Source organism: Streptomyces glaucosporus (assembly GCF_039533345.1).
Lineage (GTDB): Bacteria > Actinomycetota > Actinomycetes > Streptomycetales > Streptomycetaceae > Streptomyces > Streptomyces glaucosporus.
Window position 1 is genome coordinate 312,038 of the sequence record NZ_BAAATJ010000004.1, and the last position, 23,304, is coordinate 335,341.

A 23,304-nucleotide genomic window follows, 5' to 3' on the forward strand; every position below is an offset into this window, starting at 1 on the left:
CGTTGAGGGGGGGCATTCGACGCCTCAACCCGTTGGCGCAGGAGCCTCGTCGGCCGCCTGCCCTGCCGCACTCGACCTGCCCCGGGCCCTGGCCGAGCGGGTCACCCTGCTCATCGTCACCCGCGAGGGCGACCGCCGCTGCAAGCCCCCGCCGCACCAGGGGCCAGGGTGCGGGCCGGCGAAGGGCCGGCGGCATGGACGGTCCCCGGAGGCAATGGCCGGGGACTCCCCCGAGCATCCGATCACACGCGGCCGTCGACACGCGGCCGTCGACACGCAGCGTCACCTCGTCACAGAAGCCGGGCCGGGACCTGGTTTCGGGGGACAACCGTTCCACGGGGGTGCCGGCGGGTTCGGGAGGTGCCGACGGGTCTCTTGCCGGGACCGCGCCGGGACGCTCTGGGGGCGGTGTGGCGGCCGTTTCGCGGATGCGCTCCGCCGTCATCCGCCGGTCGTACCCCTCCTCGGCCGCCGGACGTAGCCGGGTTCAGCCTCCAGAGCGATCCTCGACGCCTCCCCGCCTGGGATCTTCATGACCGAACGGACCGAACAGCGGTTCACCAGATCCAAGGACCGAGGATGCAGTCGCTCCAGCACGCCGGAGAACCCGGCACTGCCCGCCTTGAACGGTTCCGCGAAGCATGGCGGGCGGCCCACGAGCCCGTTGCAGGGGTGTCGCGCCGGGTGCGTCTCGTTGCCTACGCCATTCCGTTGATCGTCCTTCCTTCCAGTGTCTGGCGGCTCCCGGTCGCGTTCGGCGACGGTCTCGGTCCCGGTGAGCGGGTGTACGTCGTCTTCCTGTCCGTCCTGTCCGAAGCCTTCGCGTTCACCGCGATCGGCCTGATCGCCCACTGGGGCGAAGTGTTCCCGCGCTGGGTTCCGTTCCTGCGCGGCCGCCGGGTGCCGAGGCGGGCGGTGGTCCTTCCGGCCGGTGTCGGGGCGACGGTCCTCACCCTCCTGTTCACCCTTCTGTTCACCGCCTCCGAGATCAGGGGCACCACCATCTGGGGTGGCGACCCGTCGGCCGACGCGCCCGGCCAGGCAAGCGGCTGGGAAGCCGCCTGGTTCTACTTCTGCTACGTACCGCTGACCCTGTGGGGGCCGCTGCTGGCCGTGCTGACCGTCGCGTACTGGAAGCGCCGTTCCACGGCCGGGAGAGCACTCGCGGGGACATGAGAGTGCCGCCGTCCACCCGCACTCACCCTGGTGATCAGCCCCGGGTGAGCCCTGCCGGGAACTGGTGAGGGAATATCCGCTCGGACGCTCCCCGGCCCAGGAAGGCCACCACCGCGAGCGGATCGGCGGTTCAAGCCGGTTGACCGGCCTGCGCCGGGCACCCGGCGGGCGGAACGCGCACCGCCGCGAGGAGGAGGCCGTGCCCGGGGACCGAAGCCGCGGTCGTCCGCCCCGGTACCGGGACCTTTTCCGGACCGACGAGATCCGACAGGTCGGCGTCCACCCGCTGGGACGACGGCTGTACGAGACGATGCTGTACTGGGAGACCGCCGACCGGGATCCGTCGCCTGACGACTCCGTGCTGGAGTGGACCGTGCTCTGGAAGCCGCTCCCGAAGGTGGTGTTCTCGACCACGCCGTCGGCGGTGCAGGGCCATGCCCGCCAGGCCTCCGGAGGCCTGGCGGAGGAGGTCGAGCGGTGGCGAGCCGAGCCGGGGGAGGGCGACATCGCGGTCGGCGGCGCGACTCTCGCCGCCGAGGCGGTCGCGTCGGACCTGATCGACGAGTACCGGACCATGGTCCATCCGGTGCTGGTCGGCGGTGGCATTCCGTTCTTTGCCCGACGCGAGAGCCGGATGGCTCTCGAACTCGTCGAGACCCGCACCTTCGGCTCGGGGGTCGTCCACCTCCGCCACCGCGTGGCGTCGCGGGACCGTCACCGGCTTCCCGAGGGCGCGCGGGCTCAGCCCGGTGAACGAGGCCGTCCAGGACGGCTCCGACGCCGTGATCACAAGGCGAACAGGGCGGCATGGAACCGCGTTCATTCCCGGCGTGCGCGGCAGAGGTGGCTCGGCTGCTGGGCGTCGAAGACGTCGCCGTGCAGCCGGACGGCCGGCTGCCACCGACTCCACCGCCGCTACGAGCGCAGGGCCGTACACTTCCTCGCCCTCACGAGCATCGTCTGCACCCTCATCTGCTACCGCAGACTCACCAAATGAGATGACTTCCAGGGAGCCAGAAATGATCGGAATGATGGACACGGGAACGAAGATCGCCTTGGCGGTCACTGTTGTCGTGGCGATTGGCGCCGTAGTTGCCGCAGCCAGGTGGCTCAAGCGTCGTTGAGCAGCCTGTTCCCCTCACCACCGCCTATCTGTTGGTGCGTCTCCAGCCATCCCGAACGCCGGGCCGGGCAGGATGTTCCTGCCCGGCCCCTGCCGGATGTGGTGATCGGCCTTCTGCACCCGCCGCCTTCCGCCCGCGCCGACGGATCCGTCGACGGCACCGGGACGCCGCTCATTACCTCCTGCGCCTTCACCCGCTCGTCCGGCAACTCGGCCTGGCGCTCCCGGCTCACCCCTGCCACCCGCCTCGGCGCGCTCCCCGAAGCCACCCTGGCCGCCATCGCCGCAGCAGGCACTGCCGTTGCCTCGGCACGCGGCCGCCGCATATGGTGACTGCGCTTCGGACAGTGGCCAGAACGGCAACCCCTGGAGCATCGACCAACTGGACTCACCCGGCGTCAACCCCGGCGGCCACTTCTGCGTGGACGCCGGCCTGAAGCCCGATCCCGAGTTCAGCGACTGAGGAGCACCCCGTGTCCTGATCACCCCGTGGATCGTCCTGACGATCGTGTGGGCGGTGCTCCCCTTCGTTTTCCTCGGCAGAGGTCCTCGCGGCCCGCGAGGCCGGCGTCCCCGGGAGGATCTCACCCGGCTGGTCGCCCGCGCGCCGGGCGAGGCGTACTTCCAAGACGGCGGCAGCCGCGCGGCAGGCCTGGAAGCACACATGTGGGACGTCGACTACATCGAGTTCCGCTTCCGGCCACACGGCACTCGGCCAGCTCGAGCACGGAGGGAACGGGACCCCCTCAGTGACTCCGCATGCCTGTCACACAGGTGTCACGCTGCTCAGGAAACCAGCTCCGACCTCGCCGTACAAACCGTTCCGGGGAGGGCGGAGCTCAGCGTGACAGGGCGCGGGACGTAGACGATCCCGCGTGGAGCCGCACGGTCATCCGCCGAGAGTCGGCCTGGGTGCCGCCGATGCCGCGGCGGGCGAGATGGGATCAGCGGAACGACACGATCCCTCAGATCATCAGGCACAAGGTCATCCGAGGCCTGTGGAACTCTGCCGTCCGCCAGCCCAACCGCCAAGCCCCTGAACCAACCTCGTTCTGAAATGATCAGTAAGGTTCGGGAGCATGACGCCGTTCAAACGTCCTATAAGCGATTTGCCAGGTGATCCGCGACTCTTGGAGCTGGAGTACCGGCTCACACACGATGTGAGTTCAGCGGAGGACCATGACGGCCTCGATGAGTGGACGGTGTCCATACGAGCGAAACGGTTCAGGAACAGAACCGTCGGCGGCGTCATCGGCTCCATGACACTTTTCCGCTTGCGCCAGGACACCCGATTCGGCTCTCACCCCTGGGCCGATGCGGAAGCCTACGACGAGGCCCTCTTCAATCTGGTCCTTGGCATCTACGACCTCGGCAACGGTGGCTACCGGCAGGCTTTTCGCGACACCATGGTGTCGTGCGACGGAGACCTGCTGGTCCTCTCCGACGTCCGACTGGACCAGGCATGGCGTGGCTTCGGGCTTGGGCCGATACTCGCCTCTCAGGCGATCTGGACTCTGGTTGACGGGTGCAGCGCCGTCGCCGTCGAAACGACGGTCAGCGAGCTCCCGGAGGACCGGCGCTCACTGTCCCAGGAAGAGTGGACCCAGGCGAACGGGAAGATCACGGCACTGTGGGAGAGCATCGGCTTCCGGCGCCGCAGCAATCCACTTGGCCATCTTCTGGACCCGAGGACAGCGGAAGCCCGCGACCTGCGCAACGAGCAGCGCAGAAGATTCGACGCGCTCGCACATGCCTACCACACGGACCCCAGCCACTGACTCGACAGCCGAGACCCCACACCCGGCCCTCTGCCCGGCCGCCGGGCCGCGCCGGAGTGCGAGTAGTCCCGCAGCGGGTCGGGTGGCAGTCCAGTCACGCAGTCGCCGGAGCATGAGGGCGGCTCGTACCTGGTCCTCACCCCGAGGGCCTGGAGCACCGCAAGCCCGAAGCGCCGGAATCCCCGCCGTCCCATGGGCCGCATTCGTGGAGCTGGAGATCCGGGCCACTTGCAAAGCCTGGCACGCCACTCGTGCCGCCGGCGTGTTCAGCCTGCTCGGCGGTGGCCACATGGACGTCGGTCGCAGCGGCTGTTCTGTGAGCGGGCTCCTTCGCCATCCGTACGAGCACTGGTCGGCGAACTGCACCCATCACGAGTGCCCCTACACGGGCAACCACGTCTACGCGGTGAAAGCCCTCCTCCAGAGGACGTCCGAAGCGAGGGCGTTGTACCGCCTGGGGGCCCCGGAGTGGCTGGGATCCGCCGTTGCTCGACCGGCACCGCTGTCCACGTGGTGGGCCGTCTCGCTGAACCGCCAGATGATGGGGATCATCGAGGATCTCGGCACCTGAGGGGACCCCAGTCCGCTGATGCCGACACGTCAGGCGGACTCGGTGCACGCTTCGCATCATGGGCCCCGAGTCCGACGGCGTCGACGCGGCTGTACCGCCGTCCCGGGCCGCGTCCTCATCAGGTCGATCACGGGGGACCGGCAACGTCGGCAAACAGCCCGAGGCCCCTGGAGGACGGTTCGTTGCCGTTCGATGCCGGTCAGCGCTGTCCGCAACTGTCGATGTCGGCCTCTGATGTCAGCCGACCGTCTCCCCCTTGACGGATCCGCCGTCACTTCCTCCGGGAGCAACAGCCCGAACCTGGGCTTCCTGCGCCTTCTCGATCGAAGGCATCCTCCGCCTGGCCCAACGAGGAGCCGCCGCGGCGACGATGGCGAGGAGAAGCAGCGCTCCCCCTGAGCCGCCCAAGACGAGCACCGCGAACGCCGTGCCTCACGTCTCCACGCTCTACCCCTCCTTGGGCTCCCAACAGCGTGCTGCTGTCGTGACAGACGTCTGACGGCTGGGCGGAGCCGCGTCCTGCCGGCCTACGTGTGGTCCTGCCGTGACGGGGCCGGCTCGGTGCGAGCCACTTCGGCATCGTACTGGCTCGCCTCGAAGTGGGACTCCGGCGGCGGAGGAGCAGGGGCGAAGGGAACCTCCCAGTCCGCCCGCTGCACGACCTCCCCGAACCGCTGCACGGCCACGGACAGCGAGCCGCAGCAGCCGCCGGTGCACTCGGGCTCCCCGGGCTCCGGGCGAGTGCGCCAAGGCGTTCGGCGCCCACGGAGCGGTCCAGGGCCTCGCCTCGGTCGCCGGCCCGGTGCTGGGCGGGCTGCTCGTCGACGCCGACCTGTTCGGTCTGGGCTGGCGCACGATCTTCTGGGTCAACGTGCCCGTCTCGACCCTGGCGCTCGTCATCGGCGCGAAGGTGCTGCCGGAGTCCCGCTTCGCCTTGACCGCGCAGTTGGACCTGCCGGGCGCTTCTCGCGGCCACGGGCATCCTTCTCCTGCTGCTGCCGATCGTCCAGACCGAGACCTGGGGGTGGACCTGGGGCAGCCACGCCCTCCTGGCGGTCGGGACCGTCGTGCTCGCGGTCTTCCTCGCCTACGAGCACCGCCTCACCGGACTCGGAGCCGAACCTGTCTTCCACCCCGCTCTGCTGAGGATCCGCGCCCACTGTGCGTCGGTCGACGGCACGCCCAGACCAACGGCCGACTGACCCAAGCGAAACGGAGGAACTCCCAGCGGGTGTCGTCGCGGATCATCCAGCGGGTCCGCAGGCGGCGGAAGCAGTGCCGGTGGGTGAACGCGCGCTCCACGACCGGGCACCCGGCGCCCGGGCCGGAGCCGTGTTCGGTGCCGCGGCGAGCGATCAGTGGCTTCGAGGTCACGGACCAGGCCGCCCAGCATCATGTCCGGGCCAGAAGCCTGACGGCTCCGAAATCGGAGTGCGGGAGAGCCATCGCGCTGCGATACTGCGCCGATGATCAACGTGCCTACCGCTGTGCTGGATTCGTTGCACGGGCTCGCGTTCGGCGACGCCTTCGGCGACCGCTGGTTCGGCATCCTGCGCAGGCACGGTCCGGCAGCCCTGGAGGCGCGGACGCTGCCCCCGGAACCGCTGTGGCGGTGGAGTGACGACACCGCTCAAGCGCTGGTTCTCGTCCGGGAACTCGTCGAGGGCGGGGGCATCGTCGACCAGGACCGTCTGGCCCTGCGCCTCGCGGCGGCCTACGCCGAGGACACGCACCGCGGCTATGGAGCCTCGATGCATGACGTACTGCGCCGGATCGGTGCGGGCGAGCCCTGGCAGGAGGTGGTCGCCGGACAGTTCGGCGGCCAGGGCTCCTGGGGCAACGGCGCGGCCATGCGAGTCGCCCCGCTCGGTGCCTGGCACGGCGCCGACCTCGACATGGCCGCCGAGCAGGCCGCCCGCCAGGGCGCGGTCTCGCACCACCACCCGGAGGCGGTCATCGGAGCGGTGGCGGTCGCCCTGGCCGCGGCGCTGGCGACCCGCAGCCGGGGCGGCCCCGCCCCGGCCAGATCGGACTTCCTTCAGGCGGTCGCCGAACGGCTCCCCGACAGCGACGTCCGGTCGGGAGTGCGGATCGCGGCCCGGATGCCGGAGCGCACCTCGGTTCGGCACGCCGCGGAGGTTCTGGGCTCCGGCTACCGGATGTCAGGGCCCGACACCGTCCCGTACGCCCTGTGGTGTGCGGCGGGGCACCTCGACGACCTGCACGAGGGCCTGTGGGTCACGGTCGCCGGGCGCGGCGACATCGACACCACCTGCGCCATCGCGGGCGGGGTCATCGCCGCCCGCACCGGCGTCGCCGCCCTTCCTCCCGCATGGCACGCAGCCTGCGAACCGCTGCCCCCGCTCGTGGCACAGTAAGGAGGGCCAGCACAACGCTTGGACGCGTCGGCAGGTGATCACGCAGCGGGCCGGCTTGAGGAACGCTTCGCGGGTGTCGTCGCGCCGGTTGCCGCCGGTGAGCGTGACGGCCGGCGGGGCGCCGTGCGCGTCGGTGATCACATGGTGCTTCGAACCCGGTCTGGCACGGTCGACCGGACTCGGGCCCGTCTTGGGCCGCCCCGACGCGCCCGCCGGTGCGAGCCGTCGATCACCGCCCTGGACCAGTCCGGCTTCCCGGCCCGGTGCGGCTCGGTCGGCAGCACCCGGTGAAGCCGGTCCCACACGCCGGCCTCGTCCCAGTCCCGCGATCGGCGCCGGCACGTCATCCCCGGACCGAAGCCGGGTTCCTGCGGCAGCCACTCCCGCTGGACGCCGGTATGCGGCACGAACAAGATCCCCTGCGGACACCTGCGGTCATCCAGCGGCAGCCGGCCCGGATTCCGGGGGCGCCCGGCCCGCACCGGCACCCTTTTTCAAGAGATGACCTCGATTGGTGTTGTGCGGCGGCCGGGGTGGCCGGGCCGGGGCCACGGGATGAGTCCGGCGGCCCCGGCCCTGTGCGGTCAGCGAGGGTCGTTCAGGCGGCTGCTGATGCGTTCGTGGAGTTCGTGGGGCAGGTGGATGGCCCATCGGCCGGCGGCCTCGGCGGCCAGGTCGCGGCTCCAGCGCCAGCTGTTGCGTGCCGCCGTGCGCACGTCCTGGTCGCGGGCGGCGGCCGTGGTGGCGGTGTAGCGGTGGCGGTCGGTGTCGGGCAGGTCCTGTTCGAGCGCGCGGCTGGGGGTGAGCCAGTGGGCGGTGCTGTTGCGCAACAGGCGGCAGAGCTGGAGTTGCTGGGGTGCGATGACGGTGTGCAGCAGGGCGTGGGCGCGGGCGATCTCGCCGCGGGCCAGGACGTGGGCGAGCATGAGGGTTCAGTTGGTCAGCTCGTTGGTGAGCTGCTGGGCGGTGGTCACCGGTTCGGGGGGCTGGAAGGTGGCCAGCTGCCGGGCGGCCTGGGTGAGCCGGCCGGTGCGGTCGAGCAGGACGGCGTCGTCGGGGCGGGGCAGGTGGACCATGCCTCGCCAGGTGGGGACTTCGTCGATGCCGGGACCGGCGGGGGTGAGGTGGAACTCGCCGCGCATCAGGTCGTCGAAGACGACGGCGAGGATGCCGTACATGTTGGTGTAGGCGAGCTGGAGCGGTGCGAGCCGTGCCAGGAAGGCCGGGCCGTCGAAGTCGGCGAGGTGGTCGTCATGGATGTAGAAGTATGCCTCGATGTCGGAATGGGCGTCGGCCTCGCCGACGGTCCATGAGCCGTAGAGCAGTACGCCCTCCAGCCGGGTGTCGGCGTGGGCGAGCTGTCGCAGGCGTGCGATGCGGTCGTCCAGGGCGGAACGGGCAGGGTGAACGGACATGGTCTGGTCGTGTCTCCTGAGGTGGGCGTGCGGGCACGCTGACGAAGCCCGGCACCTGCCGGGCGGATGTCTGTGGACCGTCGCGGCCCGCTCAGGAGAAGTCGCCCATGGGCGGGATCATAGGGGGTGGCTCAGCCGCCGCGCCGGTGGTGGCGGATCGGGGTGGCCGCGATGCCGGTGAAGGCCGGGACGTGCTCGGCCCTGCGCTCGTGGCGGAGGCGCAGGCGACGGTGCCCGGACGGACCGAAGCCCGGCGGCAGCCGCCGCCATGTACAGCCTGTCGTGGCCACGAACACCACGGCCGCCAGCGCTTGCCGGTCCCCATACCGACGCCGGCCCCCACCCCGCGGCCTCACCGGAGCGGCCGGCACCACCCGCTGGAACAACTCCCACAACGCGTCCGGCGCCAGACGCCCCACCATCGCCGTCACGGCACCCAAACTAACGATCACGCCAGTTGAGACGCCCTCTCAGGCGAGGTGCCGGGAGAAGAACCTCAGGGTGCTGTCCAGCTCGAATGCGGGCATGTCCCCGTGTCTGCCGGGGTTGGCGTGAAGCGTCTTGCCGGTCGAGGCGGCAGGGCCTGCCGCTGAGCCAGCCGCAGGTTGTTGAGGTAGGTCGCCAGGTAACCGACGAACGCCAGCGTGACGGTCACGATCAAGGTGGCCATGACAGGCGATCGTAGAGGGAGGTACGGGTGCGCCCTGTGCTCCGGCGGCCCGGGGCGACTGTCGGGCGGGGCCGGTCGGTGCTCTCCCTCCGTTGCGGGCTACCGTCCGGTGTTCAGGCGGTCCGGCCGACCGGCCGCAGCGGGCATCCGGTGCCGACGCGTGTTTCGAGGTCGGTTCGCAGGGCGGCGAGTTCGGCCATGCGCGCGTCGATGACCTTGATCTTCTCCTCGAACAGCGCGGACAGTGCCTCGGCGGTGTCCGGCGCGTCCTTCAGTTCCTCGCCGTGCCGGGCGATCTCGGCCAGTGAGAAGCCGAGTGTCTGCGCGGTGCGGACGTAGTACAGCCAGGTCACCGCCTCCGGCGGGAAGTCGCGGTAGCCGTTGGCCAGCCGTCGGCTGGTGACGAGGCCGACCTTCTCGTAGAAGCGGATGGTGTCCTTGGTCATGCCCGTCTGCGCGGCCAGTTCCCCGATGCGCATGCCTCTCCGTCCGGTTCCGTGGACTTGACCTTGGAGAGTACTCCACTGTTTACCGTGAGGCGCGTCGTTGTCCGAGACCGGCAGGAGCCTTGTTGTGATCCGTTTTCTCGCCCCGTCCCGTCCCGCCTACCTTCGCGTCGTGCGTGCGAGCGCCTGGTACGACATGGTCGTCACGGCGGGATTCGCGACACCGTGGACCTATGCCCTGCTGCACCGTGCGATGTCGTGGCTGGGTGAGGAGTTCGGACTGGGAGCTTTCCCCGCCCTCGACCCGATGCAGACCCTGTACGCGAACCTGATGGGGTCGGTCATCGTCGTTTGGGCGCTCCTGCGGATCGTCGGGCCGTTGCCGGTACACGGGCTGTTCGACGGCGCCGCGCGTGCGCTGTTCGCCATGTGGCAGGTCCATGCACTGGCCCACGGTGCCACGCGACTGCTGTGGGGCTTCCTCGTCGTGGAGGTGGCGTTCGGTGTCGCCCAGGTGCTGCCGTGGTGGCGGGCGCGTACCGGTGTCACGGACGAGGCCGGCCGCGGTCGGGGGGAGCACGGTGTCCCCTCCGGGGGGCCGTCGTTCCCGCCCGCACGGTGACCGCGGGACGGGCCGGCGGCACGTGACGGCATCCATGGCCAGGGCAAGATCCTCCTGGACCTCGCCCTGGCGGCCGGCCTGGCGCCGACTGGCTTATCCGTGAGAACGGGCTCTGGCTCGACTTGTGTGAAGCGGTGGCGCTGCGTGCTTGTTGCGAGAGGATGGGGTGCTGATCCGCCACGATTCTGGGATACGGGATCTGTTCCACCGCTATCGCGCTCCTGCGCGCCGCTACCTGAAGCTCGGCGGAGCGGTACTTCGTATGCCGCGCGAGGAGGCGGATCCGGTTCGAGGTCAGGTGCGGCCGGGGCCCGGCCCGTCTGTGTGCAGTTGGTGAGCCGGTTTGATGCCGCAGCCCAGGCCGTCACCGTTCGCCCGGCCCGCTCGAAGGAATCCGGAAAACCGCACCCCCGGCGATGCGATGGTGAAAGAATTCACGTCATCCTGATTCTGATGTGCTCTACACGGATCCTGTTGTCCGCGCCGGTGCGGAAGTCGCAGTCGACCCGCGCATGATCCGACCGGCCCTCACCGTCGAGTTCCATCGTCAACTTGATCCACACGATATCCCCTGCCGAGACGCCCAGGCTCTTTGAGAACACTCTGTGCTCGTCCGCTCTGTAGGCGGCATGGGAACTGTGCCGATTCTCGTCGATGATGGTGTATGTTTCCCGGCCATCCCAATAGTGCTGGTAAAGGTCGAAGTGCATTTTCAGCTTGAGATGGGCGTGTGTGCTCGTATAAAAATGATCGTGCGCACTGACCGCAACCACCCCCTGAAAATCGACGTGTGGCTCCACGGTGAGGTCCCCCGCGTGAGAGGGATAGTAGTAGAACCAGAGTGTGCACTCCTGTTTCCGGCTGCCGGCTGTTGCCTGCCAGCCCCACGCGCCACCGCTTCCCGTGTCATGAAATTCTGAGTTGAACTCACCGAGGGCAAGATTGAACCCGCATTTTTCGGAGTTGCCCCAGCCTTCATGAGCGGGAGGGTACAGTCAGAATTCACCGTGAGATGCGGAGATGCGATCGAGCAAGATCCGATCCGGGCGACTCCCTTTTCTTGAAGGAGGGATCTTCAGGAGCTCCTCGTGAGCCCGCCTGAGTTCATCCGCCTCGATTCCGGACTCCCGCTCGAGCGCCCGTAGGTTGAATCCGGCCTTCTTGAGCTGCTCCCTGACCTCTTCGTCGGAACGCTTGAGACCGCTCAAGATGCGAGATTGGCGTTCCAGCTCCTGATCTTCTCGTTTCCAGCGAGCTTCGTCCTCCTCGCGGAACCTGCGCAACCGTTCCTGGTGTTGCTCTGGCATTTCCTGGGCCTTTCACGCGTAGGCTGCTGAGCCGGTTTCAGGCCGATCGTAGGGCGCCGCGGCCGACGGCGCCTTCAGGAATGTGCCACTTGGTTGAACCGGAGCACTGGGGCTGGCGATTGCCGGGCCGCAGACCGACCCCGGCAGGCGGTCGCAGGGCAGGCGCTCGCGCACTGCGCGCGTCCGCAGGGACAGGGCGGTGGTCCAGGAGGCCGCGCACCTGCCCCGGCGCCCGGCTCGTTGCGCACCTGACGTGGAAGCGGTACGGACCTGCGGTCCGGCCCGAGTGATCAGGCGCTGTAGGCCCGGGACCTACCGGCCACCCTCCTCGGCCATCGGCCTCACCTCGCCTTGCCCGGTGTTCTGGGCGGGCACGGTCCTGTTCGGCCCTGTGATCACGCCGCTTTCCCGCGGTGAAGCCGCCGGGCGGTGACAGACGGCCGGTTTTGGGGCAGGTCCGTGCGGGGCGTGGCCGGAACCGGGCTCGCCGGGTCAGGACCGGTCGGTCGGCGGCGCGGTGACGGAGTCCGCGCCGTGCGTGGACTGGATACGGGCCGGAGGAACCGGGTCGCTCCCGACGACGCCGACCGCCGTCTCGGCGGCGAGCACGCGCCTGAGCCCAGCCACCATGCGGATCGCCGTCATCGAGCGGTCCGCTCGCCGTCTGCCCCCTGGCGGTCGGCAGGGACGGTCCGAGCCACCGCCGCCGGACGCACCCGCAGCGCCGGCGGAGCCGCCGCCCCCGCCACGACGAACAGGATGCCCAGCACGAGCCACCCCTCCCGCGGGCGGTCGCCGAGGCAGAGCATCGCTATCAGCACCGGCGCCACCGCGGTCGCGGCACCGCGCCCCAGGGAGAAGAAGCCCTGGTACTGGCCGTGCATGCCCTCCGGGGCAAGTGAGAAGCTCAGCCCGAACGAGCCGGCCGACAGCCACAGTTCGCCGAAGGTGAGGGCGGCCGCGAACAGGAGCAGCAGTACCGTCGCGGACCAGCCGCTCATCCCGCCTGTGAACGCCACCAGCGCGCATGCGGCGAACAGGGCGATTCCCGCGTTGCGGCACATCCGGGCGGCCCGGCTGTCGTCATCGGCGCCACGGCTGAACCGTATCTGCAAGCAGATCACCATCACCGTGTTGACGGCGACGATGCCCGACACCAGCACCGGCGGCGCCTCGGTGTGCTGGAGCACCCACAGCGGTACGGCGAACGACAGCACCTGCGCCTGGAGGGACAGCACACCGCAGATCAGGGTGACGGCGGCGTACCGGCGGTCGCGCAGGACCTGCCACCCGGAACCGGTGTGCGCTGCCGGCGCGGCCGGCCGGGTCCCGCGCGCCCTCAGCCACCACAGCGGCACCGCCGCTCCCGGGTAGGTCAGTGCCGTGCACCACAGCAGGGCCATGTACCCGGCCTCGGTGTCGGCCTGGATGACCAGCGCCGAGGCCGCCGCGCCGATGGTGATGCCGATGTTGGTCACCACCCGGAGGTAGGCCCGCAACCGTACCCGTTCGGCGCCCTCCCCGACCGTGGCGACCAGCGCGCCGCGGGCCGCGGTGCTGCCCTGCTCGGCGAGGAGGAAGACCACGATCAAGGCCAGGAACGCCGGGAAGGTACGGACGAAGGCCAACGCGGCCATCGTGGCGAACTGGACGCCGAGCAGAACGGTGTACGTCCGCCGGGGGCCGAACCGGTCCGCCAGCCTGCCCAGCGGTACGGCACCGGCCAGCCCCACGATCCCGGCCGCAGTGAGGCCGGAGGCGACCTGGTGCACGGGCAGTCCGGCGACCCGGGTGAAGAACAGGGTGCTGGTAGTCAGGTAGAGCCCGCTGCCGACCGTTTTGACCAGCCAGGACACGGCGAGAAGTCGGGGATCGCCGGGGTCGGGCAGGCAGGCGGCGAGCAGGGCGCGCGCCCGGCCCTGAGCGGGTGCGGTCATGCCGTGGTCCCTGCCATCTCGTGCAGCCGCGCGATGAACGCCTCCGCGGCCGACTCGTCCTCGGCCGTGAAGTACGCCTCCAGGTGTCCCGGGCCGGCGCACTCCTCGGGTGTCAGCACCTCCAGTACTCCGGGCAGGGCCAGTACGCGCCCGCGAAGGCCGGGCAGTGCGGGCAGCCGGGTACGTCCGATGGTCCCCGGGTGTGGTGCGCGGTCCGGCCGGCTGGGCCGTTCGCCGGTAGAGACGCGGACGAACTCCTCCCACAGGTCCACCCCGAAGGCGTGCCACCACATCCGGGAGATGCCCACGCCGCCCGGTCGTACGGCCACCTCCCCGATGACCGGTCCCGCCTGGGTGCGGAACACCTCCAGGTGCGTGACCCCGGCCGACAGGCCGAGCGCGGCGACCACCCGGCGATGCAGGTCCAGGACCTCCCTCGAGAACGGGTCCGTCTGGTCGGCGACGTACCCGCTTTTCAAGTTCGGTGAGACGCGCAGCGGCGGGAGGAAGTAGCGGGAGACGGCTGCGCGGGCCACCTCTCCGTCGTGGACGACGCCGTCGCAGTGGTACTCGTGCGTGAACCGCACCAGACGCTCCACCTGGACCGGCATCCGCTTGTCCGCGAGGTCGGCGAAGCCGGCGGCCCGGTGCCGTTCGGTGAACTCCTCGGGGGAGTCGACGCGGTGGGTGCACTTCGAGGCGGCGCCGAACACCGGCTTGATCACGACGGGCCAGCCGGTCCGCTCCGCCGCCCGGGGCACCTCGTCGACCGTGGCGGCCTGGGCGTAGTCCGTCACGGGGAGACCGGCGGCGCGCAGCCTGTCCTTCATCGCCCGCTTGTGGGCGCCCCACAGGGACTGGTCGAAGCCCGGCCCGGGCACCCCGAGCAGGACGCGCACCAACCCCGCCGCCACCACGCTCTTCTCCGTGGCCGCGACGACGTGGTCGACCGGTCCGTGCGCGGCGAGTTCGTACGCCGCCTGCTCGACCTGCGTCAGGTCGGCGAAGCTGTCGACGTACGCCACCTCGTGGTCGCGGTACAGGCTGGCGTACACCTTGCGGGTGATGACGCGGACGGCCACGTCGGGGCGGCGGGCCAGGGCTTCGAGTACCTCGGGCTTGTCCGAGTTGAGCAGGAGTACCTGCCGGGTCACTTGATCTCCGTAGGTGGTGAGGCGTGGTGGTAGGTGACGGTGGCGGCCGCCTCGTCGACGACGGCCCAGGCGGGGGAGGGGCCGCGGTCCGGGGCGCAGCCGGTGACGGAGCCCACGTTGATCACGTAGCGGCCGTCCGGGGCGAGCGGGACCGGCTCCCCGAATCGGATGGGCAGGCTTTCCACCCGCGACGGGCCGGTGCCGTCGGGCCGCAGTCGGTACAGCGCACTGCGGTGGTGGTGCCCGTGCACCAGCGCCCGCCCGGGGAAGTCCGCATCGGCCGGGCACCACAGCCCCGGCTCCAGTTCGCGCCAGGGCAACGGGTGGCCGTGGCAGTACAGGGCGAAGTCGGTGCGGTGCTCCAGCGGGGCGTCGAGCAGCGGGCGGGTCCAGTCGGGCAGGTGGTGGTCGGGCACGAGGGCGCGGATCCGCTCCTCCTGGTTGCCCCGCACCAGCCGTACGCCGTCCAGGAGCAGGGCGAGCTCGGGGTCCGGGTCGAAGACGTCGGTGAGCCGGCCGCCGAACTCGTACCCTGCGACCTCCCTTTTGCCGACGCGGCACTCGAAGACGTCGCCGAGGCAGACCACGCGGTCCACCCCCTGCTCACGGATGCCGTCGAGGACGGCACGCAGCCGCGCGGTGCCCCCGTGGACGTCGGTCACGACGGCGTGGCGCACCGCGCTCACCCGCTCGTCTCGATCCGCACCCGGTCCGCCAGCGCCTCGCAGACACCGGCGGCGTCGGCCGCGTCCGTGCCGTCGGCGATGACGTATCCGGCGCGGTCCTGCGAACTGCGCACCGGGCGGACCCGGTCGCCGACCCCGACGTCCAGCCGGATCTCGGCGGTGGTGCCGTCGGTGTCGGGCAGGGTGATGTTCCGGACGGTCCCGGGCGGCGGGGTGAGGAAGCGGATGGCCGCTCCCCGGCGGGCGACGGGCGGTTCGGCGGGTGGCCGGAGCAGACCGAGGGGGCAGCCTGCGGTGAGGGCCACCACGTCCAGCCCGTAGGCGCGACGCAGCAGATCGCGGATCTTGTCGCCGCCGATGCGGTTGTGCGACTCGAGGATCCGGGGGCCCTTCCGGGTGACCTTGACCTCGGTGTGGGCGGGGCCCTCCGTCAGGCCCACGGCGTCCAGGAAGGCCTGGACGAGCGCGGCGGTCTCCGCCAGCACGGGCGGGGGCAGGGCGCTCGGCTGGGTGTGCCCGGTCTCCACGAACGCGGTGCCGACCAGCTTGTCGGTCACCGCGAGCACGGTGTGCTCCCCGTCGTACGAGAAGCTCTCCACGCTGATCTCGGGCCCGTCGAGGTACTCCTCGGCGATGGGCCGGAGCCCGCCCGCCGCCTCGAACGCCCGCCAGACGTCCTCGGCGTCCTGCGGCCCGGCCACTTCGAAGACGGCCCGACTGCCGGTGCCCGCCGCCGGCTTGAGGATCACCGGCCCGCCGGTCGTGCGGCAGAACGCGGCGAGGTCGGCCGGGTCGCGCGGGGCGGTGGTGGCCACGGGGCCGATGCCGCGGGCGTTGAGGAGTTCCCGCATGCGCCGCTTGTCCTGCAACAGCCCCACGGTGTGCAGGGAGTTGCCGGGCAGGCCGAGCCGCTCGGCGACCGCGGCCGCCGGCAGCAGCCCCCGTTCGGTGAGCGACAGGACGCGCGCGAAGGGGCGTTCGGCGTGCAGCGGCGCCAGGGCCGCGTGCAGGGCTCCGGTGTCCGCCAGGGGGGCCGCCAGCGCCGTGCCGGCCTCCGCGGCCACCGGTGGCGGCGGCTGCGCCGCGTCGTGCACGAAGACGGTGTCGATGCCCAGGGCGCGGGCAGCGCGCACCAGTTGCGGGGTGCCCGCGAGCACCGCGATACGCGGTGTCGCGGGCACCTGCTGCCCGAAGGTCATGCCACGGGCTCCGGCTGTGCCTCCCCGGCGGTCCCCGCCCCGGGCGCCACCGCCTCCGGGTCGCCGAAGCGCTCCTTGAGGTAGGCGATGATGTCGGCGTTCTCCCGCAGCTTGCCCGGGATGACCGTGGCGCCGTCCACCAGGGCCGGGATGAACTTGCTGCCCGTGGTGCGGATCAGCTCGTGCCGCTCCTCACGAGGCTTGGGCACGTTGATGTTGATGTAGGAGACCTGGAGCTTGGTGAGCAGTTCGCGCACCGGCTTGCAGTCCGGGCAGGTCTCCCGCTGGAACAGGACGAGCATCAGCGGCCCTCCTCGTGGAACGTACGGATGATCTCGCCGACGCCGGAGCCCGGCGTGAACGTGTGGCCGAGTTCGAGCAGGGCCATCTCCAGGGCGCCGAAGATGCCGCTCAGGTCGAGGGCGTCGGCCGCGCCCACGTGCCCGACCCGGATGAGCTTGCCCTTGAGGTGTGCCTGGCCCCCGGTCATCGTGACACCGTACGAGGTGGACAGCGTCTTCAGCAGTTGACCGGTGTCGATGCCCTCGGGCGCGAGCGCCGAGGTGATGACGTGGCTGCGCCGGTGCGGGGCCTGGACGAAGGTGCTGAACCCGAGCTTCAGCAGCCCGCGCTCAGCTGCCTTGCCCAGTACGGCGTGGCGCCTGCGGAAGGCCTCCATGCCCTCCTCGTCGAGCATCTTCAGCGACTCGTGCAGGGCGAGCAGCAGGGACACCGCGGGGGACGAGGACGACATCGGGTAGAAGTGGCGCAGCCGCTCGAAGGACCAGTAGTAGTTCGGTCCGGTGGAGCGCTCCACGGCCGTCCACGCCTTGTCGGACAGGGCGACGAAGGCGAGCCCCGGCGGAAGCATGAAGCCCTTGTGGGAGGCGGCGAGGACGACGTCCAGGCCCCAGGCGTCCATCTCCAGCGGGTGCACCAGCAGACCGCTGATGGCGTCGACGACCACGACCACGTCGGTGTCGCGGAAGATCCGCCCGATCGCCTCGACGTCGTTGAGGGCGCCGGTGGAGGTCTCGCTGTAGACGGCGAACACGCCCTTGATCCCCGGGTGTTCGCGGTAGGCGGCCGCCACCCGCTCGGGGTCGGCGCTGGTGCCCCAGTCGCTCTCGACGGCGTGGACGACGAGGCCGTACGAGGTGCAGATCGCCTGGAAGCGTTCGCCGAAGTAGCCGTTGGAGACGACGAGGACCTCGTCGCCGGCCGAGAAGCAGTTGGCGACCGCTGCCTCCATCGCGCCGGTCCCGGAGGAGGCGATGGTGTACACCGGGGCGTTGGTGCCGAACAGCGGGGGCAGGCCGCCGCTGATCTCGTGGATCAGCTGCTCCATCTCGGTGGATCGGTGGTGGATGATCTCGCGGGCCCCGGCCAGCAGCAGACGCTGCGGGACTTCGGTGGGCCCGGGTGTGGCCAGCCGCAGCTTCACCGGCTGTTCTCCTTAACGGTGTCGGTTTCGGGGGCGGGGGCGGGGGCCGCAGTCCGGGGCGCGTCGACGAAGACGCGGCGGGTGGCGGGCTTCAGGTCGAAGTCGAAGAGCACCACGCGGTGGCTCGGCGACATGGCGAGGCGGCCCTCCCGGAAGGGCACGAGCAGGCTGGTGCCGAGCAGCGACGACTTCAGGTGGGAGAAGCCGTTGGGGTCGGCGGTGGTCAGCTCGTGCAGATAGCGGCCGCCGTCGGCGGGGGACTCGGGGGCGATCCGCTCCAGGGTCCGCAGCAGGTCCTGCACGGCGCCCGGCTCGTAGCGCATCACGGTGAGCCCGATGGTGCTGCCGTGCGCGAACACCCCGGCCAGCCCGTCGCCCGTGCCGTGCTCCTGGAGCGCGGCGGCGATCCGGTCGGTGAGGTCGTAGTGGGAGTTGAGGCCGGTGCTCTCCACCGTCAGTTCGATCACCGGGCCACCTCCGCGGGCCCGGCGATCGCCGCCGGCGTGTTCTCCGCCGTCAGGTCGCCGGGGCCGGTCAGCGTCCAGGCGGGCACCCCGGCCAGGTTGTCCGTGATGCGCTTGACCCGCGCGGTGTGGGCGGCGCGGCCGTCGTCGAGGTAGTGGTGCCAGCCGGCGTTGGCGCCGTCGAAGGCCGACTCCACGTTGGCGCGCAGCACCTCGGCGCGGGCCTCACGGCTGCCGGCCAGCGGCTCGACGACGGTGCGCTCGCCGGGGCCGATGGCCGGGTGCAGGATCGCCGCGACGGGCACCCGCACTCCGACCGGGGCGCTGGGGAAGCGCTCACGGAACGGCAGCGGGTCCACCGCGAACTTGCCCACCGGGGAGAACGCGTGGCCCTCGGCGGGCACGTAGTCGTCGCCGATGCCCGCGATCTCCCGGAGCCCGGGGTACTTGGCGACGGTGCCGTAGCCGAGGTGCGGGTAGTCGGGCCAGCCGGCCGCGACGACCGAGCCGTCCGGCAGTTCGTACAGCACGGTCTTGTCGCCGCTGAGCACCTGGTAGCCGAAGTGCTCCACCAGCTCCAGGAGCACCGTGCTCTTGCCGGCCCCCTTCGCACCGGTGATCAGGACGGCCTCGCCGTCGCGGTAGGCGGCGGTGGCGTGCAGCACCGCGGCGCCGGTGTTCTCCTGGTGCTTCAGCACCAGGTCGCGCACCAGCTCGACGAGGTCCATGTGCCCGCCGGCGCCGAGCGTCACCTCGATCACGCGGGCGGCGCGGTCGAAGAGGAAACGCGTGCCGGTCTTGGTGCACTCCAGGTACTCCCGGCCGTCCACCTCGGCGCGCCGGGCCGGAACGGTGAAGAACTCGCTGGCGCTCTTGCGGAGGTAGATGTCCTCTTGCACGGTCCCGGCCGGCGGCGCGAGGCGCTCGGGGTCCGGGGCGTGCACGCGCAGTGCGGCGACCGGCTCGCGGCCGGTCTCGTCGGGCTTGGCCTCCTCGGCGGTCAGGTGCGTGGCGAGGAAGGCCAGCGCGTCCTCGACGCCGGCGCCGGGCGCCACCTCCAGGTCGAGCCGGGTGCCGTGGAAGTCCAGCCACAGGGCGGTGGGACGGGTGGTCACTGTGCGGCCTCCGCGAGTTCGCGTCCCAGGGACTCGTAGCGGTCCTGCTGCTCCAGCATCTGGGGCATGCGCTGCAGGTCGAAGATCTCCTTGAGCGGGGCGAGTTCGGGCTCCACGTTCAGCGTGGTGCCGTCCCGCATGATCCGGGTGAGGGTCTCCCGCATGGCCCGGATCGAGCTGCGCAGCGCCTGGTTGGCGTAGATCGCCATGGCGAAGCCGCGCTGCTCCAGTTCCTCGACGGTGACCTGGTTGTAGGTGGTCGGGACGACGATCACCGGGAGGTCGCCGCGGTAGGCCTCGCGGAAGGCGAAGACCTCCTCGGGGTCCTTGCGCTTGGAGTGGATGAGCAGGGCGTCCGCCCCGGCCCGCTCGTAGACCTCGGCCCGGCGCAGCGCCTCGGGCATGCCCTGCCCGGAGATCAGCGCCTCCAGGCGGGCCACCACGAGCATCTCGGTGCGGGTCTCGGCGGCGGCCCGGATCTTGCCCGCGAAGTCGTGGAGCGGGGCGAGGTCCTGGTTGCCCTCGATGAAGCTGTTGAGCTTGGGGAACTGCTTGTCCTCGATGCACACGCCGGCCACGCCGCGCGCCTCGTAGGAGCGCACCATGTGGATGACGTTGTTGACGTTGCCGAACCCGGAGTCGCAGTCCGCGAGGACGGGGATGTCCACCGCGGAGGCGAGGTCGGCCGCCGCCTTGAGGCACTCGCCCATGGCGAGGATGTTGGCGTCGGGCACTCCGGCCGCGGCGGAGATCTCCAGTCCGCTGGACCAGACGACGTCGAAGCCGGCCTCCTCGGCGAGCCGTGCGCTGAGCGGGCTGTGCGAGCCCATGGCACGTGCCAGCCGCGGGGCGGCGAGTGCCGCGCGCAGCCGTTGTGCCGCACTGGCCGGTGCTTCGTTCCGTTCCTGCTGAGACGGGAGTATCCCGGTCATGCGTCCCCTCCGCTGGTGTGTTCGGTCCGTCCGGCGAGCTTCCGGCACACGTCCTCGACCGTCTCGTCGAGGACCTTGCGCGGCCGGGCCGCGCCGATCCTGCGTCCGACCTCCCACGGGTCGAGCCCGTGGCGGGCGCTGATCTTCTCGATGCGGTCCTGGAAGTAGAAGTGGTGGTCGTTGATCCCGGCCGCGATCTCCGCCCGGCGCACGGTCATGGGGCGCGGCAGCACCTGCTCGGCCACGTACTCGGCGGCCTCGCAGACCAGGGGCAGATCGGCGTGGGTGTCGTACTTGGGCCACGCGGTGAGGAAGGCCGCGGCCTGCTCGGTGGCAAGGTTCCCCGCGCCCCGGGCCATGGCGCACAGCGAGGCGTCCAGCCAGCTCACGCCCGCGTCCAGGCCGGCCACGGCGTTGGCCGCGGCCAGGCCCAGGTTGTTGTGGGCGTGGATGCCGAGCGGTGTCGGCAGCCGCTCGGCCAGCAGCTCGATCCGCCGGCGGACGTCGTCCGGGGTGAGCGCGCCGAAGGAGTCGGCGATGTAGAAGACGTCCGGTGCCTCCTCGGCCACGACCGCGGCGACCTCGGCCAGCTGTTCCAGGGTGGTGTAGCTGACGGCCATCAGGTTGACGCCGACCTTGAGGCCGAGCGCCCGTACGGCACGGACGTACTCCGGGACCCCGCCGATGTTCCACGGGTAGGCGGCGACGCGCACCATGGACACCGGGCTGTCGGGCAGGTCGTCCATGGCCCGTACCGGGCACACGGTGGGGACGACCATCACGGCCAGCTCGGCGTGCGAGACGGCCGGCAGCGCCGCGAGGTACTCGGGCGTGCAGTGCGCCGAGGGGCCCGCCGTGGTGCTGGCCTTGCTCCCGGAACCGCCGCGGTAGCCGACCTCGATGACGTCGACGCGGGCGGCGTCCAGGGTGCTCACGATGGTGTGGACGTCGGTGGAGGTGAACTGCCAGTCGTTCTGGTTCCCGCCGTCGCGCAGGGTGCAGTCGAGCAGGGTGGGTTTCACGCGGCTCCTTCCAGGTGCGCCGCCGGGTCGGCGAGTTGGGCGCGGAAGCGCTCCACCAGCTGCTGCGGCGTCTGCTCCACGCGCTTTCCGGCGGGGTGGCTGCGCGGCTTGCAGCGGATCCGCACCAGCGTGGGTGTGCCGGTCAGGTCCAGGGCGGCCAGCCGGTCGAGGTCGTCCACGGTGTGGGCGGCGGCGTAACCGGCCGCGAGGGCCATGGCCGCCGGGTCGCCGAGGGCGACGGTGCGCTGGCCGCCGGTGCTCTCGTGGGCGCCGTTGTCGAGGACGACGTGGACAAGGTTCGGCCGGTGCTCGGCGATCATCGGCAGACAGCCCGGGTTCATGGCGAACGAGCCGTCGCCGTCCAGCACCAGCACCCTGCGGTCCGGGTGGGCCAGGGCGATGCCGAGCCCGATCGGCGCGGCCATGCCCATGGAACCGACGAGGTAGAAGTGGTTGGCGCGATCGCGGATGTTGTACACGTCGCGTGTGATGTAGCCGCAGGTGGTCACCGTCAGGGCGGTGGACTCGCGCTCCAGCAGCGCGCCCAGGGCGTCACGGATGTCCAGCAACGCTCAGATCCCTTCCCGGACGATCAGCACGGCGGTGCTCCGGCCGGAGTCGTACTGTTTGAGGAACGCCTCCGCCGAGTCCTCGGGGTGCTCGTTGTCCAGCACGGTCCAGGGAATCCCGAACACGTCGAGCAGCCGGGTGAGTTCCCGTCCGATGACGTCGTGTTCCACGGCGTCGTTGCCGTCGTGGCCGCGCCAGCTCACCACGATCGGCAGGTGGACGTCGTAGATGAGGTTGAACGAGGTGAGGACGTTGAGCGAGTAGCCGAGGCCGGAGTTCTGCATGAGGACGATGGGCCTGGCCCCCGCCACGGCGAGACCGGAGGCCACTCCGAGGGCGCTGTCCTCACGTGGCGCGGGAATGTAGACGGCCGGAAATCCGGGGTCCTCCAGCAATCGGAAGAACCCTTTGAGCAGGGAACACGGTACGCCGGTGAAGTGTGAATGACCTCGGGTCAAGAAGGCGTTGAGCAAGGTTTCCGCGACGCTGGCCCCGGATTCCGCTGTTAATGAAGATTCAGGCAGCACGCATGCCCTTTCCTTTGCGAAGCACGGACGTCATCACGCCCGGCGCGGATCGTCTCCGGGCGCATGGTGGTGTGGATCTTGCGTGACGCCCAAGTGAACCCGCAATGGCATTCCAGGATGCGGACAGGTGAATTTCGCGGATCGAAGTCGGGCATATGCCGAATTTATTGGCCTTATGAGCGGCCGTTAAGCGGCCGATCTTCCGGACCGCAATGGCCGAATATCGATGTTTGAAGCAGGGAACCGTGGAGCCGTGATTCCGTTTCCCGGCCGTCTCCGGACCTCTTTCATCCTGTGCCGCTGGGGTGGAACGGCTGGTCAGCGAGGGGCGACGGGACAGGGCCCCTCGTCGTCGGCGTGGTGGTCCCACCCAGCACACCGGCGACCGGAGGGACCCTGCCGGTTCCGTATCGAGCCGTGCTCGACGTCCCGTACGAGCCGGTCGAGCACGTCCCTGGCCCGTCTGCGTCCGAAGGCGTGGACGGCACTCGCGCGGCGGAAGCCGGGTTGCTTCCAGCAGACCCTGCTCGCCCCGGCCCGTCCCCGGAAGAACGAGACGTTCGCCCAGCTCGGCGCCGGCTCCGGCGTCTCGGGGACCACCCGCCTGACGCTGCGCCGACGAGGTCCTGGACACCCTCGCCTCGTGGGCGCCCGGCCTGCACGAGACCCTGACCGGACTGGGCGAGGGCGACGTCGCCGCCCTCGGGGAGGATCGTTCCGCACAGGACGAGAAGCAGGGCCCGGCCCCGCCCGCTCTTGCGGACCACC

24 protein-coding genes and 8 pseudogenes are annotated in these 23,304 nt (G+C 70.8%); 11 read left to right on the forward strand and 21 right to left on the reverse strand.

Annotation, left to right across the window (positions count from 1 at the left end):
* Nucleotides 1-76 precede the first annotated feature (76 nt).
* From ABD358_RS07480 to ABD358_RS07510, 8 genes and pseudogenes are all read left to right on the forward strand, one after another.
* Nucleotides 77-155 (forward strand): annotated as a pseudogene (locus ABD358_RS07480) (IS5/IS1182 family transposase); the annotation flags it as partial.
* Between the two features lie 424 nt (nucleotides 156-579).
* On the forward strand, nucleotides 580-1,176 hold the full coding sequence (locus ABD358_RS07485; protein ID WP_344630059.1) for a hypothetical protein: 597 nt from the start codon (nucleotides 580-582) through the stop codon (nucleotides 1,174-1,176).
* A 247-nt stretch (nucleotides 1,177-1,423) separates the two neighbouring features.
* Nucleotides 1,424-1,879: pseudogene (locus tag ABD358_RS07490) on the forward strand (dihydrofolate reductase family protein); the annotation flags it as partial.
* A 721-nt stretch (nucleotides 1,880-2,600) separates the two neighbouring features.
* Nucleotides 2,601-2,762, forward strand: coding sequence for a hypothetical protein (locus tag ABD358_RS07495; RefSeq protein ID WP_344630060.1), 162 nt, complete (start codon nucleotides 2,601-2,603; stop codon nucleotides 2,760-2,762).
* A 667-nt stretch (nucleotides 2,763-3,429) separates the two neighbouring features.
* Entirely contained in the window at nucleotides 3,430-4,077 is a 648-nt protein-coding gene (locus ABD358_RS07500; protein ID WP_344630061.1) for a hypothetical protein, read from the forward strand.
* Between the two features lie 205 nt (nucleotides 4,078-4,282).
* Nucleotides 4,283-4,648, forward strand: coding sequence for a hypothetical protein (locus ABD358_RS07505; protein ID WP_344630062.1), 366 nt, complete (start codon nucleotides 4,283-4,285; stop codon nucleotides 4,646-4,648).
* A 544-nt stretch (nucleotides 4,649-5,192) separates the two neighbouring features.
* Nucleotides 5,193-5,549 (forward strand): annotated as a pseudogene (locus ABD358_RS28405) (hypothetical protein); the annotation flags it as partial.
* 166 nt (nucleotides 5,550-5,715) lie between these two features.
* Complete coding sequence (locus ABD358_RS07510) at nucleotides 5,716-5,850, forward strand: hypothetical protein (protein WP_344630124.1); 135 nt, start codon at nucleotides 5,716-5,718, stop codon at nucleotides 5,848-5,850.
* A 46-nt stretch (nucleotides 5,851-5,896) separates the two neighbouring features.
* Here ABD358_RS07510 and ABD358_RS07515 read toward each other — a convergent pair.
* Nucleotides 5,897-6,013 (reverse strand): annotated as a pseudogene (locus ABD358_RS07515) (IS5/IS1182 family transposase); the annotation flags it as partial.
* 101 nt (nucleotides 6,014-6,114) lie between these two features.
* On the opposite strand from ABD358_RS07515, the gene ABD358_RS07520 reads away from it, so the two are divergent.
* Nucleotides 6,115-7,026 (forward strand): ADP-ribosylglycohydrolase family protein, encoded by a 912-nt coding sequence (locus tag ABD358_RS07520; protein ID WP_344630063.1) that lies wholly within the window; start codon nucleotides 6,115-6,117, stop codon nucleotides 7,024-7,026.
* 69 nt (nucleotides 7,027-7,095) lie between these two features.
* Here the strand turns inward: ABD358_RS07520 and ABD358_RS07525 are convergent.
* From ABD358_RS07525 to ABD358_RS07545, 5 genes and pseudogenes are all read right to left on the reverse strand, one after another.
* Nucleotides 7,096-7,514, reverse strand: a pseudogene (locus tag ABD358_RS07525) (transposase); the annotation flags it as partial.
* A 96-nt stretch (nucleotides 7,515-7,610) separates the two neighbouring features.
* Nucleotides 7,611-8,441 (reverse strand): annotated as a pseudogene (locus ABD358_RS07530) (nucleotidyltransferase domain-containing protein).
* A gap of 131 nt (nucleotides 8,442-8,572) precedes the next feature.
* Nucleotides 8,573-8,863, reverse strand: coding sequence for a transposase (locus tag ABD358_RS07535; protein ID WP_344630118.1), 291 nt, complete (start codon nucleotides 8,861-8,863; stop codon nucleotides 8,573-8,575).
* 48 nt (nucleotides 8,864-8,911) lie between these two features.
* A pseudogene (locus tag ABD358_RS07540) lies at nucleotides 8,912-9,016 on the reverse strand (alpha/beta hydrolase); the annotation flags it as partial.
* A 208-nt stretch (nucleotides 9,017-9,224) separates the two neighbouring features.
* Nucleotides 9,225-9,590 carry a MerR family transcriptional regulator gene (locus ABD358_RS07545; protein ID WP_344630064.1) on the reverse strand — a complete coding sequence of 122 codons (366 nt, stop codon included), beginning with the start codon at nucleotides 9,588-9,590 and terminating at the stop codon, nucleotides 9,225-9,227.
* 94 nt (nucleotides 9,591-9,684) lie between these two features.
* Here ABD358_RS07545 and ABD358_RS07550 point away from each other — a divergent pair, with 94 nt between their 5' ends.
* Nucleotides 9,685-10,179 carry a hypothetical protein gene (locus ABD358_RS07550; protein ID WP_344630065.1) on the forward strand — a complete coding sequence of 165 codons (495 nt, stop codon included), beginning with the start codon at nucleotides 9,685-9,687 and terminating at the stop codon, nucleotides 10,177-10,179.
* 434 nt (nucleotides 10,180-10,613) lie between these two features.
* On the opposite strand, the gene ABD358_RS07555 is transcribed toward ABD358_RS07550, so the two are convergent.
* The 15 genes from ABD358_RS07555 to ABD358_RS07625 form a co-directional block, all read right to left on the reverse strand.
* The gene (locus ABD358_RS07555) at nucleotides 10,614-10,979 is read right to left on the reverse strand and encodes a hypothetical protein (protein WP_344630066.1); all 366 of its coding nucleotides are present in this window, start codon (nucleotides 10,977-10,979) and stop codon (nucleotides 10,614-10,616) included.
* Between the two features lie 195 nt (nucleotides 10,980-11,174).
* A complete protein-coding gene (locus ABD358_RS07560; RefSeq protein ID WP_344630067.1) occupies nucleotides 11,175-11,486 on the reverse strand; it encodes a hypothetical protein in 312 nt (103 codons plus the stop codon).
* A gap of 492 nt (nucleotides 11,487-11,978) precedes the next feature.
* Entirely contained in the window at nucleotides 11,979-12,131 is a 153-nt protein-coding gene (locus ABD358_RS07565) for a hypothetical protein (protein WP_344630068.1), read from the reverse strand.
* Nucleotides 12,128-13,423 (reverse strand): MFS transporter, encoded by a 1,296-nt coding sequence (locus ABD358_RS07570; protein ID WP_344630069.1) that lies wholly within the window; start codon nucleotides 13,421-13,423, stop codon nucleotides 12,128-12,130. Before ABD358_RS07570 ends, ABD358_RS07565 begins: the two co-directional genes overlap by 4 nt.
* Nucleotides 13,420-14,577, reverse strand: coding sequence for an ATP-grasp domain-containing protein (locus tag ABD358_RS07575; RefSeq protein WP_344630070.1), 1,158 nt, complete (start codon nucleotides 14,575-14,577; stop codon nucleotides 13,420-13,422). The genes ABD358_RS07570 and ABD358_RS07575 overlap by 4 nt, the downstream gene beginning before the upstream one ends.
* On the reverse strand, nucleotides 14,574-15,263 hold the full coding sequence (locus tag ABD358_RS07580) for a metallophosphoesterase family protein (RefSeq protein ID WP_344630071.1): 690 nt from the start codon (nucleotides 15,261-15,263) through the stop codon (nucleotides 14,574-14,576). The genes ABD358_RS07575 and ABD358_RS07580 overlap by 4 nt, the downstream gene beginning before the upstream one ends.
* A complete protein-coding gene (locus ABD358_RS07585; RefSeq protein WP_344630072.1) occupies nucleotides 15,260-16,462 on the reverse strand; it encodes an ATP-grasp domain-containing protein in 1,203 nt (400 codons plus the stop codon). Before ABD358_RS07585 ends, ABD358_RS07580 begins: the two co-directional genes overlap by 4 nt.
* Nucleotides 16,459-16,764, reverse strand: coding sequence for a glutaredoxin domain-containing protein (locus ABD358_RS07590; RefSeq protein WP_344630073.1), 306 nt, complete (start codon nucleotides 16,762-16,764; stop codon nucleotides 16,459-16,461). The genes ABD358_RS07585 and ABD358_RS07590 overlap by 4 nt, the downstream gene beginning before the upstream one ends.
* A complete protein-coding gene (locus tag ABD358_RS07595; RefSeq protein ID WP_344630074.1) occupies nucleotides 16,764-17,906 on the reverse strand; it encodes a pyridoxal-phosphate-dependent aminotransferase family protein in 1,143 nt (380 codons plus the stop codon). Before ABD358_RS07595 ends, ABD358_RS07590 begins: the two co-directional genes overlap by 1 nt.
* On the reverse strand, nucleotides 17,903-18,373 hold the full coding sequence (locus ABD358_RS07600; protein WP_344630075.1) for a YjbQ family protein: 471 nt from the start codon (nucleotides 18,371-18,373) through the stop codon (nucleotides 17,903-17,905). Before ABD358_RS07600 ends, ABD358_RS07595 begins: the two co-directional genes overlap by 4 nt.
* Nucleotides 18,370-19,485 (reverse strand): phosphoenolpyruvate carboxykinase (ATP), encoded by a 1,116-nt coding sequence (locus ABD358_RS07605; protein WP_344630076.1) that lies wholly within the window; start codon nucleotides 19,483-19,485, stop codon nucleotides 18,370-18,372. Before ABD358_RS07605 ends, ABD358_RS07600 begins: the two co-directional genes overlap by 4 nt.
* Entirely contained in the window at nucleotides 19,482-20,417 is a 936-nt protein-coding gene (locus tag ABD358_RS07610; RefSeq protein WP_344630077.1) for an isocitrate lyase/phosphoenolpyruvate mutase family protein, read from the reverse strand. Before ABD358_RS07610 ends, ABD358_RS07605 begins: the two co-directional genes overlap by 4 nt.
* Nucleotides 20,414-21,439, reverse strand: coding sequence for a beta/alpha barrel domain-containing protein (locus ABD358_RS07615; RefSeq protein ID WP_344630078.1), 1,026 nt, complete (start codon nucleotides 21,437-21,439; stop codon nucleotides 20,414-20,416). Before ABD358_RS07615 ends, ABD358_RS07610 begins: the two co-directional genes overlap by 4 nt.
* Nucleotides 21,436-22,008, reverse strand: coding sequence for a thiamine pyrophosphate-dependent enzyme (locus ABD358_RS07620; protein ID WP_344630079.1), 573 nt, complete (start codon nucleotides 22,006-22,008; stop codon nucleotides 21,436-21,438). The genes ABD358_RS07615 and ABD358_RS07620 overlap by 4 nt, the downstream gene beginning before the upstream one ends.
* Before the next feature lie 3 nt (nucleotides 22,009-22,011).
* Nucleotides 22,012-22,404 (reverse strand): hypothetical protein, encoded by a 393-nt coding sequence (locus tag ABD358_RS07625; RefSeq protein ID WP_344630080.1) that lies wholly within the window; start codon nucleotides 22,402-22,404, stop codon nucleotides 22,012-22,014.
* 489 nt (nucleotides 22,405-22,893) lie between these two features.
* Here ABD358_RS07625 and ABD358_RS07630 point away from each other — a divergent pair.
* Nucleotides 22,894-23,228, forward strand: a pseudogene (locus tag ABD358_RS07630) (IS5/IS1182 family transposase); the annotation flags it as partial.
* Nucleotides 23,229-23,304: the final 76 nt, after the last annotated feature.

What these genes read in the sequence shown, in the direction of transcription:
- ABD358_RS07535 (WP_344630118.1), bottom strand. Translation starts at nt 8,863, where the DNA reads ATGGTGGGGCGTCTGGCGCCGGACGCGTTGTGGGAGTTGTTCCAGCGG.
- ABD358_RS07485 (WP_344630059.1), top strand. Translation starts at nt 580, where the DNA reads ATGCAGTCGCTCCAGCACGCCGGAGAACCCGGCACTGCCCGCCTTGAA.
- ABD358_RS07520 (WP_344630063.1), top strand. Translation starts at nt 6,115, where the DNA reads ATGATCAACGTGCCTACCGCTGTGCTGGATTCGTTGCACGGGCTCGCG.
- ABD358_RS07590 (WP_344630073.1), bottom strand. Translation starts at nt 16,764, where the DNA reads ATGCTCGTCCTGTTCCAGCGGGAGACCTGCCCGGACTGCAAGCCGGTG.
- ABD358_RS07560 (WP_344630067.1), bottom strand. Translation starts at nt 11,486, where the DNA reads ATGCCAGAGCAACACCAGGAACGGTTGCGCAGGTTCCGCGAGGAGGAC.
- ABD358_RS07585 (WP_344630072.1), bottom strand. Translation starts at nt 16,462, where the DNA reads ATGACCTTCGGGCAGCAGGTGCCCGCGACACCGCGTATCGCGGTGCTC.
- ABD358_RS07610 (WP_344630077.1), bottom strand. Translation starts at nt 20,417, where the DNA reads ATGACCGGGATACTCCCGTCTCAGCAGGAACGGAACGAAGCACCGGCC.
- ABD358_RS07545 (WP_344630064.1), bottom strand. Translation starts at nt 9,590, where the DNA reads ATGCGCATCGGGGAACTGGCCGCGCAGACGGGCATGACCAAGGACACC.
- ABD358_RS07570 (WP_344630069.1), bottom strand. Translation starts at nt 13,423, where the DNA reads ATGACCGCACCCGCTCAGGGCCGGGCGCGCGCCCTGCTCGCCGCCTGC.
- ABD358_RS07565 (WP_344630068.1), bottom strand. Translation starts at nt 12,131, where the DNA reads ATGACGGCGATCCGCATGGTGGCTGGGCTCAGGCGCGTGCTCGCCGCC.